The organism is Herbaspirillum sp. FG34 (genome assembly GCF_057809315.1).
Map to the genome: position 1 here is coordinate 102,213 of NZ_JBMDJS010000011.1, position 14,723 is coordinate 116,935.

General features: G+C 62.5%; 15 protein-coding genes. 11 read left to right on the forward strand and 4 right to left on the reverse strand.

Annotated elements, in window-relative coordinates; all coding sequences use genetic code 11:
• Positions 1 to 49: 49 nt before the first annotated feature.
• Positions 50 to 646 carry an LOG family protein gene (locus tag ACODSZ_RS15050; RefSeq protein WP_008330836.1) on the reverse strand — a complete coding sequence of 199 codons (597 nt, stop codon included), beginning with the start codon at positions 644 to 646 and terminating at the stop codon, positions 50 to 52.
• A gap of 266 nt (positions 647 to 912) precedes the next feature.
• Between ACODSZ_RS15050 and ACODSZ_RS15055 the strand changes: the two genes are divergently transcribed.
• The 10 genes from ACODSZ_RS15055 to ACODSZ_RS15100 all read left to right on the forward strand — a co-directional run bounded on the left by ACODSZ_RS15055 (position 913) and on the right by ACODSZ_RS15100 (position 10,691).
• Positions 913 to 1,929 carry a patatin-like phospholipase family protein gene (locus tag ACODSZ_RS15055; RefSeq protein ID WP_175343403.1) on the forward strand — a complete coding sequence of 339 codons (1,017 nt, stop codon included), beginning with the start codon at positions 913 to 915 and terminating at the stop codon, positions 1,927 to 1,929.
• Positions 1,930 to 2,013: 84 nt separating this feature from the next.
• Positions 2,014 to 2,925, forward strand: coding sequence for an alpha/beta fold hydrolase (locus tag ACODSZ_RS15060; protein ID WP_488927918.1), 912 nt, complete (start codon positions 2,014 to 2,016; stop codon positions 2,923 to 2,925).
• Between the two features lie 136 nt (positions 2,926 to 3,061).
• Positions 3,062 to 3,904: a 3',5'-nucleoside bisphosphate phosphatase gene (locus ACODSZ_RS15065; RefSeq protein ID WP_008330828.1), complete on the forward strand. Its 843-nt coding sequence runs from the start codon at positions 3,062 to 3,064 to the stop codon at positions 3,902 to 3,904.
• An 82-nt stretch (positions 3,905 to 3,986) separates the two neighbouring features.
• Positions 3,987 to 4,862, forward strand: a complete 876-nt coding sequence (gene htpX, locus ACODSZ_RS15070; protein WP_008330825.1) for a protease HtpX — start codon at positions 3,987 to 3,989, stop codon at positions 4,860 to 4,862.
• Positions 4,863 to 4,948: 86 nt separating this feature from the next.
• Entirely contained in the window at positions 4,949 to 5,584 is a 636-nt protein-coding gene (locus ACODSZ_RS15075; protein WP_008330824.1) for an L-threonylcarbamoyladenylate synthase, read from the forward strand.
• 90 nt (positions 5,585 to 5,674) lie between these two features.
• Positions 5,675 to 6,334 (forward strand): site-2 protease family protein, encoded by a 660-nt coding sequence (locus ACODSZ_RS15080; protein WP_008330823.1) that lies wholly within the window; start codon positions 5,675 to 5,677, stop codon positions 6,332 to 6,334.
• A 43-nt stretch (positions 6,335 to 6,377) separates the two neighbouring features.
• The gene (locus tag ACODSZ_RS15085; protein ID WP_008330822.1) at positions 6,378 to 7,577 is read left to right on the forward strand and encodes a tryptophan--tRNA ligase; all 1,200 of its coding nucleotides are present in this window, start codon (positions 6,378 to 6,380) and stop codon (positions 7,575 to 7,577) included.
• Positions 7,578 to 7,765: 188 nt separating this feature from the next.
• The gene (dapA, locus tag ACODSZ_RS15090; protein WP_008330820.1) at positions 7,766 to 8,644 is read left to right on the forward strand and encodes a 4-hydroxy-tetrahydrodipicolinate synthase; all 879 of its coding nucleotides are present in this window, start codon (positions 7,766 to 7,768) and stop codon (positions 8,642 to 8,644) included.
• 61 nt (positions 8,645 to 8,705) lie between these two features.
• A complete protein-coding gene (bamC, locus tag ACODSZ_RS15095; protein ID WP_034350780.1) occupies positions 8,706 to 9,887 on the forward strand; it encodes an NlpB/DapX family lipoprotein in 1,182 nt (393 codons plus the stop codon).
• An 18-nt stretch (positions 9,888 to 9,905) separates the two neighbouring features.
• The gene (locus ACODSZ_RS15100; RefSeq protein WP_241822287.1) at positions 9,906 to 10,691 is read left to right on the forward strand and encodes an MBL fold metallo-hydrolase; all 786 of its coding nucleotides are present in this window, start codon (positions 9,906 to 9,908) and stop codon (positions 10,689 to 10,691) included.
• Between the two features lie 394 nt (positions 10,692 to 11,085).
• Here the strand turns inward: ACODSZ_RS15100 and ACODSZ_RS15105 are convergent, their stop codons facing one another.
• Positions 11,086 to 11,361, reverse strand: a complete 276-nt coding sequence (locus ACODSZ_RS15105) for a hypothetical protein (RefSeq protein ID WP_008330814.1) — start codon at positions 11,359 to 11,361, stop codon at positions 11,086 to 11,088.
• A gap of 322 nt (positions 11,362 to 11,683) precedes the next feature.
• Complete coding sequence (locus ACODSZ_RS15110) at positions 11,684 to 12,811, reverse strand: cupin domain-containing protein (protein ID WP_237713571.1); 1,128 nt, start codon at positions 12,809 to 12,811, stop codon at positions 11,684 to 11,686.
• A 223-nt stretch (positions 12,812 to 13,034) separates the two neighbouring features.
• On the opposite strand from ACODSZ_RS15110, the gene ACODSZ_RS15115 reads away from it, so the two are divergent.
• Positions 13,035 to 13,577, forward strand: a complete 543-nt coding sequence (locus ACODSZ_RS15115; protein ID WP_008330810.1) for an FKBP-type peptidyl-prolyl cis-trans isomerase — start codon at positions 13,035 to 13,037, stop codon at positions 13,575 to 13,577.
• 160 nt (positions 13,578 to 13,737) lie between these two features.
• On the opposite strand, the gene ACODSZ_RS15120 is transcribed toward ACODSZ_RS15115, so the two are convergent.
• Positions 13,738 to 14,679 carry a hypothetical protein gene (locus tag ACODSZ_RS15120; RefSeq protein WP_241822285.1) on the reverse strand — a complete coding sequence of 314 codons (942 nt, stop codon included), beginning with the start codon at positions 14,677 to 14,679 and terminating at the stop codon, positions 13,738 to 13,740.
• Positions 14,680 to 14,723: the final 44 nt, after the last annotated feature.

Below are 14,723 nucleotides of genomic sequence, written 5' to 3' on the forward strand. Positions count from 1 at the left end.
GGAAAAGGCAAAAAACCGCGGGCCGTGTCAGGCCCGGCGCGCCTCGGTGTCAGGGCACCAGGTTGGCCACTGCCTCGCGGTCGGCCCACTTGGTCTTGTAGGTCGGCTTGAAGTTCTGGAAGCGTTCGATCAACCTGGCCGGATCGGCTTCGTGCATCATCAGCCCGGACTGGTCGCTGCTGACGAAGCGCTGCGAGACCAGATGGTCGACGAAGGCGATCAGGTTGTTGTAGAAGCCGTCCACGTTGTACAGGCAGATCGGCTTGTAGTGGAAGCCCAGCTGGGCCCAGGTCAGCACCTCGAACAGTTCCTCCAGGGTGCCCATGCCGCCCGGCATGGCCACGAAACCATCGGCCAGCTCGGCCATCATGGCCTTGCGCTCGTGCATGTCCTTGACGATGTGCAGGCGGGTCAGGCCGTCGTGGCCCAGTTCCTTGTCCAGCAAGGCTTTGGGGATGACGCCGGTGGCTTCGCCGCCCAGCTTCATGACTTCACTGGCGATGATGCCCATGAGCCCCACATTGCCGCCGCCATACACCAGGGCGATGTTGTTCTTTACCATCTCCTGCGCCAGCTTGCGCGCCGCCTCGGCATAGGCCGGGGATGCACCGGGAGAAGAGCCGCAATATACGCAAATCGATTTCATGTGTCCTCTGCTGTGTCCGTCGTTACGTCAGTCCTTGGCTACAATGGCTGAGGTGGTCTGCTCATGTTTCCCGAGAGAATCAAATCGTCGCCCCAAGTAGCCACTATCTCCAGTCGTGTTCCTGTTATACCATGATAGTGCAGTGCAGCATAAGTGGCAGTGGTGACGTCGGCGTGACAGTGACAGTCACCGTGACAATGACGGCAACAGTGAGGCAGTGCAGGCGCAGCTGTTGCGTCACGTGGTGAGTGAAGATAAGGGACATCATGTCGAACAAGATCGTCAGTCTGGCTCTGCAGGGTGGGGGCTCGCATGGCGCCTTCACCTGGGGCGTGCTGGATCGTCTGCTGGAGGATGGGCGGCTGGACCTGGAAGGCATCAGCGGTGCCTCGGCCGGCGCCATGAATGCCGCCGTGATGGCGCAAGGCTATGTGCAGGATGGCCGCGACGGTGCTCGCGCGGCGCTGGAGCGCTTCTGGACGGCGCTCTCCAATGGCGTCCCGCTGGACCACGTGACGACCGAAGGCGCCCCTGTCATCGCCAATCCCACGCCCATGCCGGGGATGCAGGCGCTGCTGGCGATGACGCGCTTCTTCTCGCCCACGCAATTGAATCCGCTGGATATCAACCCGCTGCGCGACATCCTGGTGGCGCAAGTGGATTTTGAACGCCTGCGCCGCCAGCGCGCGCTCAAATTGTTCATCGCCGCCACCCAGGTCAGCACCGGCACGCTGAAGATCTTCCGCAATGCCGACCTGTCGGTGGACGTGCTGCTGGCCTCGGCCTGCCTGCCTTCGCTGCACCGACCCATCGAGATCGATGGCGAAGCCTACTGGGACGGCGGGCTCACGGCCAATCCGCCGATCTATCCGCTGCTGCATTCCTGTACCGCGCGCGACGTGATGGTGGTACTGCTGCATCCCAGTCGCCGTGCCGGTACGCCCACCTCCAGCCACGATATCGGCCAGCGGCTCTCGGAAATCAGCTTCAGCTCGGCCTTCTTCACCGAGCTCAGCGGGCTGGCCCTGGCCAAGCGCGAGGCCGAGAATTCGACGCTGGCCTTCGGCTCGCTGGAGCGGCGGCTGCGCCAGTTGAACCTCCACATGATCGATGCCAACGAACTGATGGAGCAACTGACCAACCTCTCCAAGCTCAATACCCAGGCCAGTTTCATCGGCAGCCTGTTCCAGCAGGGCCGCGAACGCGCCTCGGAATGGCTGGAGCAGAACTTCGCCCAGATCGGCCATACCTCCACCTTCGACCTCGGGCGCTTCCTGCCCTGAAATCCCGGCTTCGCGCACGATCGTTCTCTTTTGTCTATACTTTGCTGCTTGATTCTTCACAGCAGATACAACAACGACAACGCCATGCGCTCAATCATCGCCAACAAAGCTTCCCGCTCAGAATTCCTCACCGTGCGCGGCCTGCGCTATCACGTACGCCACTGGGGCGACCCGCAGGCGCCCAAGATCTTCATGATGCACGGCTGGATGGATATGTCAGCCTCGTTCCAGTTCATGGTCGATGCCCTGCAAGGGGAGTGGCATGTCATCGCGCCGGACTGGCGCGGCTTCGGCCTGACCGAGCGCAGTCCGGCGCAATCCTACTGGTTCCCGGATTACCTGGCCGACCTCGATGTCCTGCTGGACCACTATGCCGGCGACCAGGCCGTCAACCTGCTCGGTCACAGCATGGGTGGCAATGTGGTGAGCCTGTATGCGGGGGTGCGGCCCCAGCGCATCGCCCGCCTGATCAACCTGGAAGGCATCGGCCTGCCCACGGCCAAGCCGGAGCAGGCACCGGGACGCTTCACCCAGTGGCTGGACGAGATGAAGAATCGTCCCGTCCTGCGTGGCTACGCGACGCTGGACGAAGTGGCCGCGCGCCTGCAGAAGAACAATGCGCGCCTGTCGGACGAGCGTGCCGGTTTCCTGGCCCGGCACTGGGCGCAGCAGGATGAGAGCGGGTTGTGGCAGATCCTGGGCGACCCGGCGCACAAGCAGGTCAGTCCCATCCTGTACCGGGTCGACGAAATGATGGCCTGCTGGAGCCGCATCACCGCACCGGTACTGTGGATCGAGGCCATCGACAGCGATATCTGGCGCTTCTTCGGTTCGGCCTCGTTGAAGCGCGAAGAAATCGACCGTCGCATTGCCTGCATCCCCAGCACCCAGGTGGAGATGATCGCCGATGCCGGTCACATGCTGCACCATGACCAGCCCGAGCGCCTGGCGCAATTGATCGAGGCATTCCTGCAGCAGCCGCTGCCGCCTGCCTGAGGCGGTCACGCCGAGCGGGGGCGGCCACAAGCGCGTAGAATGAAGGCATTCCTATCCCCCTGCACTTCCTGATCGGCGGCAGCCACAAGCGACCGGCCCGGTCGTTGTGCTTGTTGCGTCTTCATTGTGGTTTCCTATGTCTGAACTCAAGTTCGATCTGCACTGCCATTCCAACGTCTCCGACGGCCTGCTGTCGCCGGAAGAGGTGGCTGCTCGCGCCAAAGCCAATGGCGTGGGCGTATGGGCGCTGACCGACCACGATGAAGTGGGCGGTGTGGCGCGCGCCCGCGCGGCAGCCCGGGCAGCGGGCATGGAGCACGTGGCCGGGGTGGAAATTTCGGTCACCTGGGCCGGGCATACGGTGCATATCGTGGGTTTGCGCATCGACGAAACCGACCCGACCCTGATCGCGGGCCTGGCCGCCACCCGCAACGGCCGCGAGCGTCGCGCCCGCGAGATCGCCGAGGCGCTGGAGCGGCACGGCATCGGCGGGGCCTATGAAGGTGCGTTGAAGCACGTGGGCAATCCGGACCTGATCTCGCGCACGCATTTCGCCCGCTACCTGGTGGAATGCGGCACCTGTTGCGATACCAAGGAAGTCTTCGCCAACTACCTCACCGAGGGCAAGCCCGGCTACGTGCCGCATCGCTGGGCCACGCTGGAAGAATCGGTGCGCTGGATCCGCGGCGCGGGCGGGGTGGCGGTGATCGCTCATCCGGGCCGCTACAAGTACACGCCGACCCAGTTTGGCGCGCTCTTCGACGAGTTCAAGCAACTGGGCGGGGTGGCCATCGAAGTCAATACCGGCAGCCATACGCCGGAGCAGTACCAGGAATATGCCCAGGTCGCCCGCCGCTATGGCTTCCTGGGCTCGATGGGTTCGGATTTCCATGGTCCGGGCGAGTCGCGCATGGATCTGGGCGCGCTGCCGCCGCTGCCCACCGGGGTCAAGCCGGTGTGGCATGACTGGGGACTGTGAAAGCCCGCCCGCCCCGGAAGCTCTTGAATTCGGCAGGCCGATTCCTATCTAATACCCACTTTTCCGATAGGAGTTTTCCCCGATGAAACGCATCCTGCTGTTTATCGCCACCAACATCGCCGTGCTGGTGGTGATGAGCGTGATCCTGTCCCTGTTGGGCGTGGACCGCTTCCTCACCCGCTCCGGGTTGAACCTGCCGATGCTGCTGGTGTTTTCGCTGGTAGTCGGTTTTACCGGATCGATCATCTCCTTGCTGATGAGCAAGAGTATGGCCAAGTGGTCCACCGGCGCGCGCGTGATCGAGACGCCCATGAACGGCACCGAAGCCTGGCTGTTGCAGACCGTAGGCAAGCTGGCCCAGCGCGCCGGTATCGGCATGCCCGAAGTGGCGGTCTATGAGGGTGAACCCAATGCCTTTGCCACCGGCGCGTTCAGGGATTCGGCCCTGGTGGCGGTATCCACCGGGCTGCTGCAAGGCATGACGCAGGAAGAGGTGGAAGCCGTGCTGGGCCACGAGGTGGCCCACATCGCCAATGGCGACATGGTCACCATGACGCTGATTCAGGGCGTGGTGAACACCTTCGTGGTGTTCCTGTCGCGCGTCGTCGGCTATTTCGTCGACTCGGCCCTGCGTCGCAACAACGACGACTCCGGTCCCGGCATCGGCTACATGGTCACGGTGATGGTGTGCCAGGTGGTCTTCGGCATCGGTGCCTCGATGATCGTGGCCTGGTTCTCGCGCCATCGCGAATTCCGGGCCGATGCCGGCGCGGCGCGCCTGTTGGGCACGCCCCAGCCGATGATCAATGCGCTGGCGCGGCTGGGCGGCTTCTCCCCGGAAGGCTTGCCGCAGAACATGGCCGCCCTGGGCATCAGCGACAAGCCCGGCATCATGGAACTGTTCTCGACGCACCCGCCACTGGAACAGCGCATCGCCGCCCTGCGCGGCCAGCGCTGAGCCCGGCGGGCAGCGACAACGGCGGTGGCGACACCGCCGTTGTGCTTTTTACGATTTGGATTTGGATTGGAAACGGAAACCGCATCATGAGCCAGTTTTTCGAGATTCACCCCGACAACCCGCAACTGCGCCTGATCAAGCAAGCCGCGCAGATCATCCACAAGGGCGGCCTGGTGGCCCTGCCCACCGACTCCTGCTACGCCCTGGTCTGCCAGCTGGACAACAAGGATGCCGTCGAACGCGTGCGCCGCATCCGGGGCGTGGACGACAAGCATCACCTGACCCTGCTGTGCCGCGACCTTTCCGAGATCGCCCTGTACGCCAAGGTGGACAACCGCCAGTACCGCCTGCTCAAGGCCGCCACCCCAGGGGCCTATACCTTCATCCTGGAAGCCACCAAGGAAGTGCCGCGCCGCCTCTCGCACCCCTCGCGCAAGACCATCGGCCTGCGCGTGCCCGAGAATCGCATCGCCCACATGCTGCTGGAGGAGCTGGGCCAGCCGCTCCTGGGCACCACCCTGATCCTGCCGGATGAAGACCTGCCGCTGACCAGCGCCGAGGACATCCGCAGTCATCTGGAAAAGAGAATCGAACTGGTCATCGACAGCGGGGCCTGCAGCCTGGAGCCGACCACCGTGATCGACCTCACCGATGACAATGAACCCGTGCTGGTACGCCAGGGCAGGGGAGACGCAAGCATCTTCGGTTTGCAGGCTGCCTGAGCGAATGATTTTTCAAAAAAGCCTGGCCGGCCGGTCGGGCTTCGTGCGATTCCGGGGCATTGTATTGTCCCTCTGCTAAAATCCCCGCCCATGAACGAACTCATCCAGACTGTCGCGGTATATGCGCTGCCCGTCCTCTTCGCCATTACCCTGCATGAGGCCGCACACGCCTATGCGGCCAAGTTTTTCGGGGATACCACGGCCTATTCGATGGGGCGCATGAGCCTCAATCCGCTCAAGCACATCGATCCCTTCGGCACCATCGTCATTCCGCTGCTGCTGTACTTTGCCACCAGCGGTGCCTTCCTGTTCGGCTACGCCAGGCCGGTGCCGATCAATTTCGGCCACCTGCGCAAGCCCAAGCGCGACATGGCCTGGGTCTCGCTGGCCGGTCCCGCTGCCAATTTCTTCATGGCATTGCTGTGGCTGCTGGCCATCTATGGCCTGGCGCTGGCCGGGGTGCAGGAAGAATTCTTCACACTCATGGCCAAGGCCGGGGTGCAGACCAATCTGGTGATGTTCGCTTTCAACCTGTTCCCGATCCCGCCGCTGGATGGTGGGCGCATCCTCACCAGCTTGTTGCCGAACCGATATGCGTATAAATTTGCCCAGATCGAGCCTTATGGCTTCTTCATCGTCATGGCGCTGGTACTGCTCAAGGTGATCTATGCCTGGTGGATGGCGCCCGTGATGTTCGTTGCCGGCAAGCTGCTGCAGCTCATTACCTTCCCCATCACCTTGCTGTTCTGAGCGTTCATGTCGAATCGCCAACCACCAACCCACGCCAACCGCCATGTATCCTGACCGCGTCGTCTCCGGCATGCGCCCCACGGGCGCGCTGCACCTGGGCCACTATCACGGTGCCCTGAAGAACTGGGTCAAGCTGCAGTCCGAATTGCCCTGCCTGTTCTTCGTGGCCGACTGGCATGCACTGACCACCCATTACGACGATCCCTCCGTGATCGAGACCAGCACCTGGGAAATGGTGATCGACTGGCTCGCCGCCGGGGTCGACCCCGCCCAGGCGACGCTGTTCATCCAGTCGCGCGTGCCCGAGCATGCCGAGCTGCATCTGCTGCTGTCCATGGCCACGCCGCTGGGCTGGCTGGAACGCGTGCCGACCTACAAGGACCAGCAGGAAAAGCTGGCCGACCGCGACCTGGCCACCTATGGCTTCCTGGGGTATCCGCTGCTGCAGGCGGCCGACGTGCTGATTTATCGCGCCAGCCAGGTGCCGGTGGGCGAAGACCAGGTGCCGCACATCGAGATCATGCGCGAGATTGCGCGGCGCTTTAACCACCTCTATGGCAAGGAAAAGGGGTTCGAGGAAAAGGCCCTGGCCGCCACCAAGAAGCTGGGCAGCAAGCGCGCCAAGCTGTACCTGGAACTGCGTACCCAATTCCAGGAAAAGGGCGACGATGAAGCCTTGGAGCAGGCCAAGGCCATGCTGGACGATGCCCAGAACCTGTCGATGATCGACCGTGAACGCTTGTTCGGCTACCTCGAAGGCAGCCGCAAGCTCATCCTCACCGAGCCGCAGGCCATGCTCACCGAGGCGTCGCGCCTGCCGGGGCTGGATGGGGCCAAGATGTCCAAGAGCTACGGCAATGCCATCGCTCTGCGGGAAGATGCCGCCTCGGTCACCAGGAAGGTCAAGACCATGCCGACCGATCCGCAGCGCGTGCGCCGCAGCGATCCGGGCGATCCGGATAAATGCCCGGTATGGCAGTTCCACCAGGTGTATTCCAGCGCGGAAGTGAAGGAATGGGCGGCCAAGGGCTGCCGTTCGGCCGGGATCGGTTGCCTGGAGTGCAAGCAGCCGGTGATCGATGCCATCCTGCAGGAGCAGCAACCCATGCTCGAGCGTGCCCAGCCTTACCTGGATGATCCTTCACTGGTACGGGCCATCGTCGCCGACGGCTGCGAAAAGGCCCGCAAGCTGGCCCAGGACACCATGCGCGACGTGCGCGAAGCGATGGGACTGGGGTATTGAACCTTGCCGATCGTTATTGATCGGCGGCAAGGCGGGGTCATGATCCCGTCCGGCCCGCAGGGGGGGCGGGCTCTCCGGTTTTTTTTTTACGTCCGCTTTCATCTGTAGCAGCCGCAATTTGACCTGATGAGGCGTCTATCCGCTACAATCAGGCCTTTATTCTGACCATCACCTTACATACGCACACCATGATCAAGGGTAGCATTGTTGCAATCGTCACTCCCATGTATCCGGACGGCAGCCTCGACTACGACGGCCTGCGCAAGCTGATCGACTGGCACATCGCCGAGGGAACGGACAGCATCGTCATCGTCGGTACCACTGGCGAATCGCCCACTGTCTCGATGGAAGAGCACTGCGAACTGATCAGGGTCGCGGTCGAGCACACGGCCAAACGCATTCCCATCATCGCCGGCACTGGCGGCAATTCCACTTCCGAAGCCATCGAACTGACCGCCTTCGCCAAGAAGGTCGGTGCCGATGCCTCCCTGCAGGTGGTGCCCTACTACAACCGTCCGACCCAGGAAGGCATGTACCTGCACTTCAAGACCATCGCCGAAGCGGTGGATCTGCCGGTGATCCTGTACAACGTGCCCGGTCGTACGGTTGCCGACATGAGCAACGAGACCATCCTGCGCCTGGCGCAGGTCAAGGGCATCGTGGGCGTCAAGGATGCCACCGGCAACATCGGTCGCGGCACCGACCTGATCCGCCTGGCACCCAAGAGCTTCGCGGTCTATTCGGGTGACGACGCCACCGCCATCGCGCTGATGTTCTACGGCGGCGCCGGCAATATCTCGGTGACCGCCAACGTCGCCCCGCGCGACATGCACGAGCTGTGCGTGGCCGCCATGAGCGGCAACATCGCCCGTGCCGTGGAACTGAACAACAAGCTGCTGCCGCTGCACAACAAGCTCTTCGTCGAGCCCAACCCGGTGCCGGTCAAGTGGGCCATGCAGGAGATGGGTCTGATCCCGTCGGGCATGCGCCTGCCGCTGGCGCCGCTGGGTGAGTCCTTCCACGACACCGTGCGCGCGGCCCTGCGCGAGTCCGGCGTCTTAAACTGATCGGCTTGGCCGCTTTGGCGCAGGTCTCCTGAAATCCGATTCCGCTTTCACTAGTAACGATATGACTAATAGCAAGAACGTTCGTCCGGTCTCCCGCTCCGCGTACACACTCACCCAACGCAGCATCGTCGTCGCACTGGCGCTGGCCGGACTGGCCGGATGCTCGTCGGTCGGCAGCATGCTCGAAGGCGACCGTATCGATTACAAGAGCGCCGAAAAGGCCCGCGGCCCCCGCCTGGAAGTGCCGCCCGACCTGACCCAGCTGCAGCGCGACAACCGCTACGCCATCCCCGAAGCCAACAAGGGCGTGGCTACTGCCTCCGGCTACCAGCTGGAACAGCAGACCAAGCCGACCACCGAGGTGGCCACCGTAGCCCCCGACACCCAGGGCGATGCGGTACGTATCGAACGCGATGGCTCGCAGCGCTGGCTGGTGGTCAAGCAGACCCCGGAACAACTGTGGCCGCAGATCAAGGACTTCTGGCAGGACAACGGTTTCCTGATCAACATCGAATCACCCGAGACCGGCGTGATGGAAACCGACTGGGCCGAGAACCGTGCCAAGATCCCGCAGGATTTCATCCGCAATACGCTGGGCAAGGTGTTTGATTCCCTGTATTCCACCGGTGAGCGCGACAAGTTCCGCACCCGCCTGGAGCGCGGCCCCAACGGCACCACCGAAATCTTCATCAGCCATCGCGGCGCCGAGGAAGTGCTGACCGGGTCGGCCAAGGAGACCTCGGTGTGGACCGCGCGTCCCTCCGATCCAGGTCTGGAAGCTGAATTCCTGTCGCGCCTGATGGTGCGTCTGGGTGTCCAGGAGAGCAAGGCCAAGGCCGCCGTGGCCAGCGCCCCGTCGCTGCAGGCCCGTTCGCATCTGAAGAAGACGGCGGCCGGCAGCAGCGTGCAGGTCGATGAGGGCTTCGACCGCGCATGGCGCCGTGTCGGCCTGGCGCTGGATCGCGTGGGCTTCACCGTGGAAGATCGCGACCGCAGCCAGGGCATCTACTACGTGCGCTACGTGGACCAGGATCAGGATGCCAAGGACAAGAAGGATGAAGGTTTCTTCTCGCGCATCTTCAGTTCCAAGGACAAGGACAAGAAGGCTGCCAAGTACCGCATCGTGGTCAAGGGTGCCGGTTCCGACAGCAGCAACATCGTCGTGCAGAACGGCGAGGGTGGTCCGGATACCTCGGGTATCTCCGACAAGATCCTCGGTTTGCTCAACGAACAGCTGAAGTAAGCAGGACCCGGGGCTCAGATGAAGTTCGCGAGCCTCGGTAGCGGCAGCGAAGGCAATGCGCTGCTGATCTCGGCCGCAGCCGGCGACCAGCGTCCCTCCTCGGGGACCACGGTCATGCTGGACTGCGGCTTTACTTTGAGGGAAGCCGAAAAGCGCATGCTGCGCCTGGGCCTGGATCCCTCCGAGGTCGCGGCCATTGTGGTCACGCATGAACATTCGGACCATGTCAGCGGTGTTTTCAAGTTTGCCCGGCGCTATCGCATTCCGGTCTGGTTGAGTTACGGCACCTGGCAGGCCGTGGCCGAGCAGGCCAATGACGTCGACGTGCGGTTCTGCGCCGATGGCCAGAAGATCGCCATCGGTGATCTCGAACTCTCTCCCTACACCGTTCCGCACGATGCCCGCGAGCCCATCCAGTATGTGGCCAGCAATGGTGATCGCCGCCTGGGCGTGCTTACCGATGCCGGTCAGCCGACCGCGCATCTGGTGCAGGCGCTTGGCGCCTGCGATGCACTGCTGCTGGAATGCAATCACGACCGCGAGATGCTGGACCGCTCGCCCTATCCCGCCTTCCTCAAGCGTCGCATCGGCGGCGACTACGGTCACCTGGCCAATGACGCCAGCGCCGAGATCCTGCGACTGCTCGACAAGCGCCGGCTCAAGCGCGTCATCGGCGCCCATCTGAGCCAGCAGAACAACACCCCCGAACTGGCCCGCGCGGCCATCGAGAGCGTACTCGGCAGCACCTTCGGCGAGATCGGCATCGCCTGCCAGGAAGAAGGGTTTTCTTGGTTGGACGTCTGATTGCCAAACGCGAGTGGGTCAGTCCTTTGTCAGGCTGCTTCCTTCTTGTGTGCGGCGCGTCAGAAACAATTTGTTTCTCTTTTTCTTCAGCTTGCAGGGCGCTGTACGCCCTTGCCGGGTCTGTGTCTTTGACGCCGATCACAAATCCGGCCTCAGGAGGCGCTGTCAGCCGATTGTCAGTGGGTTGCAGGGACGCTGGTGCGATGCGTTCCCGGGCTGTTTTGAGGGCTTCTTGCCCGGTCGGACGAGGGCCGGATCCTGTCGACCACGGAGGCGACGTTCTTGAGGCGAAAAAGTGAAGGGAAGGGCGCGATGCCAGCGGTACGTGAGACAAAACGCCGGACGAAAAAAAAACCGGTCTTGCGACCGGTTTTTTCCGAAGATAATCCGAAGATTACTTGGCCGGAGCGGCTTCAGCCGGCTTGGCATCAGCGGCCGGAGCGGCAGCGTCAGCAGGCTTGGCAGCGTCAGCGGCCGGAGCGGCAGCGTCAGCAGGCTTGGCAGCGTCAGCAGCCGGAGCAGCAGCGGCAGGAGCTTCAGCAGCGGGAGCAGCGGCAGGTGCCGGAGCTTCAGCAGCGGGAGCAGCAGCAGGTGCCGGAGCTTCTTCCTTCTTGCCGCAAGCAGCCAGAGCAACAGCCAACAACGAAGCGATCAACAGAGTCTTTTTCATGAATATTCCTTCAGTATTTAAAAATTGTGCGATGAATAATTACCGGTAATTATCGCTCTACTAGGAGGCTTTCGCCGCGGGTATGACCTCACGGTCGAGCTTCGGTTCTTGTATCTTTTTACTGCCGAAACAATGCCTGACAACGAAAACTTTCCAGCCCATCATTATAGCTATTTTTTTCCGAAATCACATCGTCGCCACGGGAATTCGTAAGAATTTGTAAGAACTTACATCCCCGGCCCTGCGGCCGCAAAAGCTTGATGCAAGCCACTTCCCGGGATTTCCTAAAGTAATTTCGAGAAGTTGCCACCATAATTTTTAACTAATCTCGAATAATGTCGAGCCAGCCGCTTTCATGCCATTGATGCAGGGCTTCCAGCAAGTCTTCGGAGGCCTGCTCGAAGTCGCTTTTGTCGAGCACACGCGAGTCGGCCAGGCGGGCCAGGATGGCCTTGTCACCGCGGTTGACCTGGAAGGATTCGCCATTGATGAAGACGTGGGAGCCGCGATACAGCATGCGTGTCTTGCGGTGCAAGGCCAGGCCGCGTTTCTTGGCCCCCTGGAAAAAGCGAGCAAAGGACAGTTCCTGGGCCGGTGCCTCGAAGAAGACGCTGGGTTTGGGCTCCGACAGGTGCTCGCCGAGGAAGATGGTGATGTCGTCGTCGGTGAAGCGGATCTTGTTGAGTTCATCCCGGATGCGCGCCACCATGTCCAGCGGCAACTCGGCCGGTCTGGCGCTGGCCTTGAGGTCCGGATCTTCATAGCGGCCGGGCAGGTCGATGGTATCCATCATGAATTCCAGGAAGGATTCGCCCAGTTCTTGATAGGCCGGTGCGCGGAAACCGATCGAATAGGTCATGCACTCGCCCACGGCCACACCGTCGTGGGCATATTGCGGCGGCAGGTAGAGCATGTCGCCCGGCTCCAGCACGAATTCCTGTTCCGGCTGGAAGTGGCTGAGGATTTTCAGGGGCACGCCTTCCTCCAGCGTCAGGTCATCCTGGGCGCTGATGCGCCAGCGGCGCTGGCCGTGGGCCTGCAGCAGGAACACGTCATAGGAATCGAAGTGCGGACCGACGCCACCGCCATCGGTGGCATAGCTGATCATCAAGTCATCCAGGCGCGCATCGGGCAGGAAGCGGAACTGGCGCAGCAGGGCGTCGGCCGCCGGATGATGCAGGTTCACGCCCTGCACCAGCAGGGTCCAGGCTTTCTGCTTCAAGGGCGGCAGCTTGTTGAAGGGGCCGTGCTGCATGTCCCAGCCATCGCTGCGGTGGGTGATGAGGCGCGATTCGACCTCCTCGCGACGGGCCAGGTCGAACAGTTCGCGGCGCGGCAGCGGTGCGGTGAAACCGGGGAGGGCGTTGCGGATCAGGAGCGGCTTCTTGTGCCAGTAGTCACGCAGGAATTGGGCGGGCGTGATGCCGCCGAGCAGATCGAGTTTTTTCATGGTCGCCATTATAGGCGGGCTGGCGCGGCAGCAAGCCATTGGCGGCGACCAAGTTTGATGCAGGTATAATCGCAGGGTCGAGAAACCGTTTTGAAAGAGTCCTTGCCTCGCGGGAATGGCAAGGGGATGGTTCTTAGGCCCCAACCCGGGTGGCAGGTGCCTGGCGCGCATGAACCGCAGCCCTGCCGCTCCCGCACCACTATCGATACAAAGGACCCTTACGATGAAGATCGCCAAGAATACCGTCGTTTCCGTCAACTACAAGCTGTCGGATGCCCAGAACAACCTGATCGAGCAAAGCAGCGAGCCGATGGTCTACCTGCACGGCGGTTACCACAACACCCTGCCCAAGATCGAAGAAGCACTGGATGGCAAGGAAACCGGCTACAGCACCACGATCCAGGTCGAGCCGGAAGATGCCTTCGGCGAATACGATTCCGAGCTGGTCAAGATCGAGCCGGTCGAACGCCTGCCGCAGCCGCTGGAAGTGGGCATGCAGTTCGAAGGTTCGCCCGACGATGACAGCGAGGAATCGGTCATCTTCACCGTCACCGAAGTCGCTGACGGCAAGGCCGTACTGGACGGCAACCATCCGCTGGCCGGTATCGCCCTGCGCTTCGAACTGGCGGTAACCGAAGTGCGTGCCGCCTCCGAGGAAGAAGTGGCCCACGGCCACGTGCATGGCGCCCATGGCCATCATCACCACCACGATGACGAAGAGGAAGGCGATGCCGGCGACCACTTCCGCAGCCAGCCGCTGAACTGATCCTGCATCGCCGCCGAGGGCGTCCCGAAAATCGGTAAATTCCTTCCGGCGATGACTAAAAAACGCCCGCAGATGCGCTCTGCGGGCGTTTTTCTTCATATAAGTCGTTAAAACTCGTTTTCCAGCCGCTTTCCAGCCGTTTTTCACCCGTATTGGCCGCCTAGCGCCGTTCTCCATCCGCATCGGCTACCGCAAACAGTTGCGGCAGGTGCTCATCGACCACTACCTTGAGCCAGCGCTCCCCCACACCCACGCTGCCGAGGTTGCCGCTCCAGAGGATGTGGGCGGCGGCCTTGTTCTTGCCGCCCTGAGCATGTACCACCAGCACCCGGCCCCGGAACTTGCCAGCCAGTTCCGAAAACAGTTTGCGCGTCTCGACAAAGCCGTCGCGCTGGGTCCGGAAAAAGGAGCGCCTGGGCGGCGTCCCGAAGGGATTGCCATCGCTGAAGAAGACGATGGCTGCACTCTTCTTCAGTGCGGCAAAGGCGAAGAGGTGCTGCAGCCAGTTGCGGTTGGCGATGAGACGGTCCTCGAACTCGTTGTTGCGTCCGCCATCGAGCAGGAAATGATTATTGGCCGCCGGCAGGTTGACGGTGGCGAAGAGGACATTGCCGACTTCCCAGCGGGTGTTTTCGGCATAGCTGCGAAATTTGGGCGTGAGCGACTGGCGCAGCATCGGCAGGCGGCTGGCGCCCAGGGAGAATTCGCCAGCGTAGAAGATATCGCGCATGCGCGCCAGGCGCTCGATGGCGTCCGAGCGGTTTTCGCGGTCGCGGCAGGTGATCCAGTCGCTGCCCGCCAGCGAGACGAAGATACCGTTCTGCGCCTGGGCGAGCAGGTCATGCCGTTGGGCATAGAGCGCGTCGTCGCAGCTTTCGGAGGGCGATTTGATGCCATTGACCACCACGAAGGCGAGATTGTCGGCATCCGTCTCGGCCAGCGCCTGGCGCAGCCCGGCGTCGCCCTTGACCCCGGCGGCCGCGTGGTTGATCACGGCAAACGCGAAATCCTGCGCGCCGGCGCGGGCCGCACCGGCAGCCAGCAGGGTGGCTGCCGCCAAGCAGGTGCTCAGCAGGAGGTGACGGAGCGGCTGGATCGGCATGCGGTCTCTGTGCGGGTCAAAGGGTGGCTGGTAGCGGCGGTGGG